The organism is Geobacillus sp. ZGt-1 (assembly GCF_001026865.1).
GTDB lineage: Bacteria > Bacillota > Bacilli > Bacillales > Anoxybacillaceae > Geobacillus > Geobacillus thermoleovorans.
In genome coordinates this window covers 774-4,459 of record NZ_LDPD01000018.1, presented here as the reverse complement: position 1 = coordinate 4,459, position 3,686 = coordinate 774, and the positions used below count along the sequence as shown (strand labels likewise).

Annotated in this window: 3 protein-coding genes; all 3 read left to right on the top strand. The window is 53.3% G+C overall.

Features of this window, described 5'->3' with window-relative positions; all coding sequences use genetic code 11:
- On the top strand, positions 1–1,697 hold a 1,697-nt coding region (locus VU18_RS07385), incomplete at its 5' end, for a nitric oxide reductase activation protein NorD (RefSeq protein ID WP_047757920.1).
- 17 nt (positions 1,698–1,714) lie between these two features.
- Positions 1,715–2,956, top strand: coding sequence for a DHH family phosphoesterase (locus VU18_RS07380; RefSeq protein ID WP_020279471.1), 1,242 nt, complete (start codon positions 1,715–1,717; stop codon positions 2,954–2,956).
- 258 nt (positions 2,957–3,214) lie between these two features.
- Positions 3,215–3,409 carry a hypothetical protein gene (locus VU18_RS07375; protein ID WP_021321620.1) on the top strand — a complete coding sequence of 65 codons (195 nt, stop codon included), beginning with the start codon at positions 3,215–3,217 and terminating at the stop codon, positions 3,407–3,409.
- Positions 3,410–3,686: the final 277 nt, after the last annotated feature.

Below are 3,686 nucleotides of genomic sequence, written 5' to 3'. Positions count from 1 at the left end.
GCGACGTCGGCTTGCGCATCATCGGCACGTATCGGCACACCGACCGATTGGCGGTTCGCGCCTTCCGACATGCGGTGGAATCCCGACCGCTCTCCAAGCTTTCCAAACAGCTGTTTACATTCGCTGAAGATCTTCGCTTGGAAGCCGTCTGTGAGCGGGAACGTCCCGGGATGAAGCGATGGTTCCGCACGCGCCGCCGCTTGTACCGCCGCTACTTCACTCAGCAATGGCAAGCGAATCGAACGCGCGGCGCTTGGGCTGATCAGTTTTTGGCGGGGATGTATTTGCGGCTCACGGCCGATTCGCCGCTTGATGATGCGCCGCTGGCTCCGATGGCGGATGAAGCGGTGCAGGCGCGCCTTGAAACGTTATGGCCGCAATTTTTTGATGCTTCCTCGACAGCCGAGGTGGCGGACTGGGCGTTCGCCGTTGTGGAACTGATGAAGGACGTGCTGCCTCATGATATGGTCAATGCCTATACATCGCTGCCAATCGTTGAGGATGATGCGGACGAGAAAACGATGACGCTTCAAGATCTCAAACGGACCAACCCATTGGAAAACCGCGATGCCCTTCAAGAGGCCGATGGAGAGGCCAAGCGGCAAGTGCTGCCAACGTGGCATCGGGAAACGAGCCGGGCGGGTGGAAGCTTTCTCCGCTTTGAGCTCGAACGAGGCAGCCGCACCGAGATCATCAGCGATAAGGCGAGGCCGGGTGAAGACGGTGATCAGGCGCTGGCCGTCGTGAAAGGAACGTCTCGGCCGACGGCGCGAAACGAGTATGGCCTGGAAGCGCAAGCATCCTTCAGCGAACAGCCGCCGGCTGGAAACAGTGCGCCGTATGGCGAGGCCAACCGCCAAGCCGATCTTGTGCTTCTTCCTTCGTCGCCAAACCTCGCGCATCTTGAGCAATACCGCGCCAAACAGGCGGCGGTGGCGCCGTACCGAAAACGGCTTGTGCGCATCATGGAACAATGGCTTGAACACAAGCGCTCCGCTTGGCGCATGAACTTGCCCGTCGGTCGGCTGCGCAAACAATTGGTGTCGTTTTTCACTGATGAGCGGCCGCGCTTGTTTTACAAAAAAGGCGAGCCGACGCGGCGGTTTGATGCAGTCTTCGGCCTGCTTGTCGATTGCTCGGCTTCGATGCATGACAAAATGGAAGAGACGAAAACCGGGCTCGTTCTTTGCCATGAGGTGCTGAAAACGTTGCGCGTGCCGCACCAAATTGTCGGATTTTGGGAAGATGCGAACGAAGCAGCCGCTTCGCGTCAGCCGAACTATTTGCAGATGGCGGTCTCATTCCATCGCTCGCTTGAGCCGTCGAGCGGCCCGGCGATCCTGCAGCTCGAGCCGCATGAAGATAATCGCGATGGATTGGCGATTCGCTGGATGACCGAACAGCTCCTCAAGCGCCCGGAAGCACAAAAAGTGCTGCTCGTCTTCTCTGACGGCGAACCCGCCGCGTACGGATATGAACAAAACGGCATCATCGATACGCACGAAGCAGTCGCCGAAGCGCGCCGCCGCGGCATTGAGGTCGTCAATCTCTTTTTAGGCCACGGGGCCGACGATGAGTCAACGCGGCGGACGATTGAAAACATCTATGGTCGCTTCCGCGTCTTTGTTCCGCATGTGAGCGAGTTGCCGGATCGGCTGTTGCCGCTCTTGAAAACGTGGTTGCAAAAAAGTTTGTGACAAAAAGGTGGGACCCCATGATCAAATTATTCACTGACAGCGATCTAGACGGCATCGGTTGCGGATTGCTCGCGAAGCTGGCGTTTGCCGAGGTGAACATTTCGTTTTGTTCCTATCGCAATTTGGATGAACGGGTCGTCCAATTCTTGCAAAGCGACGAGGCCAACGGCGCCATGTTGTTTATCACCGACTTGGCCGTCGGCAAGGAAGTGGAACAGCAACTCGCCGAACGGGCGGCGCGCGGCGGCCATGTGCAAGTGATCGACCACCACGTGACGGCGCTTCATTTCAATGACTACCCGTGGGGACAGGTGGTGCCGGTGAGGGATGATGGCAAAAAGACGTGCGCCACCTCGCTCTTTTACGACTATCTCGTCCGCGAGGGAAAACTCGCACCTAATGAAACGCTAGATGGGTTCGTCGAGCTCGTCCGCCAATACGACACGTGGGAATGGGAAGAGAATGGGAATTTGCAAGCGAAGCGGCTGAATGATTTGTTGACGATTTTCGGGCTTGACGGCTTTTGGGAGACGATGAGCGAGCGGCTCGCCTCCAGAGAACCGTTCTCCTTGACCGAGACGGAAGAGCTGCTTCTCGATATGGAAGAGAAGAAAATTCAGCGTTACATTCGGCAAAAGCAAAAACAGCTTGTTCAGCGCTGGCTTGGTGACTATTGCATCGGCGTCGTCTTTGCCGAGCGCCATTTGTCGGAATTGGGCAATGCGTTATCCAAGCGTTATCCTCATCTTGACTTGATCGCTTTAGTCAACATGGGGACGAAACATATTGGCTTTCGCACCATTCATGATGACGTCAACGTCGCTGAGTTTGCCCTGCAATTCGGTGGCGGCGGCCATCCCAAGGCGTCCGGCTGTTTGATCGATGATACAACATTTCCGCTGTTTGTCGTCGAGACGTTCCCGCTTCTGCCGGTATACGGTGATGCGGAACAAAACCAATTGAACAAAAAAGACGAGGCCGAAGGAGTGTTTTGGACAAATCACCATGGCCAATGGTGGCTGAGTCGTAAAACCGCTCAAGGTTGGAACGTGTATGCCGATGGGGGAGAGACCCATACGTTCCCAGAGGAAATCGCCGGCGAACGCTGGCTGAAGCGGCAGTTTGCCGCTGGCCTTGCCCATGATGCAGCCGTGCTCGACTTTTTAAGCGTTCGGCTCGGACGAGACAAAGATGCCATTCAAGCCGACTATAAAGCGGCCGTCAAACAATACAAGCAACAAACCGGCATTGAATCATGATGCCGGTTTTCTTTTTCTAAGAAACTGAACTGTGCTAAATCGGATTGCGGCGCTAACCGGCAAGGTCATCACAACCCGCAAGGTCCAACAGCCACATATGCGCAAAAAGAAAAAGGTGTTCCGATCTCTTTTAGGAAGGATTGGGACACCTTTATTTGTTGCGGAAACGCCGAAGAGAAAATGTTAACATAATTGTAACAGTTTTTGTGTTTAGGAAAAACAGTCTTTGATTATAATAATAATAGGGAGGTGAAGACGGTGAAACAGTATGTCTTTTCCTTCTACACAGTCCAAGGGAAAACGATTGTGTGGGAAGAGGCCATTTCGGCATCTGGGATGATGGAAGCCTTTTCAAAAGCCCAACGGCTTCTGGTGAAACATAAGCAAGAAAAAGGCGTGCCAGTTCGCGTTCGGTATAAAGGCGTCCGCTATCGTCAAACGGATATTGCCTAAACGAAAGGAGAAAGGATGAGATCATGCGGTCCCTGCAGCTGCCGACGCGCAGTGGGTAACGTGCAGCTTCTTGAATGAGAATCAAGAGGCTGCGCGTTTTTATTTTATTTTAGGTGGGCGTGTCGATGGGCGTTTTTTGTTTTGTCTCACTATTATGAGACTACTTGTTATCGAAACAGACTCTTTCGTAACTTCTTATAATTTATATTATGTCTACTAAAATGTAAAAAATATATGAGTGGCGTTTGATTACCACTACTCTTTCTTTATTTGATAA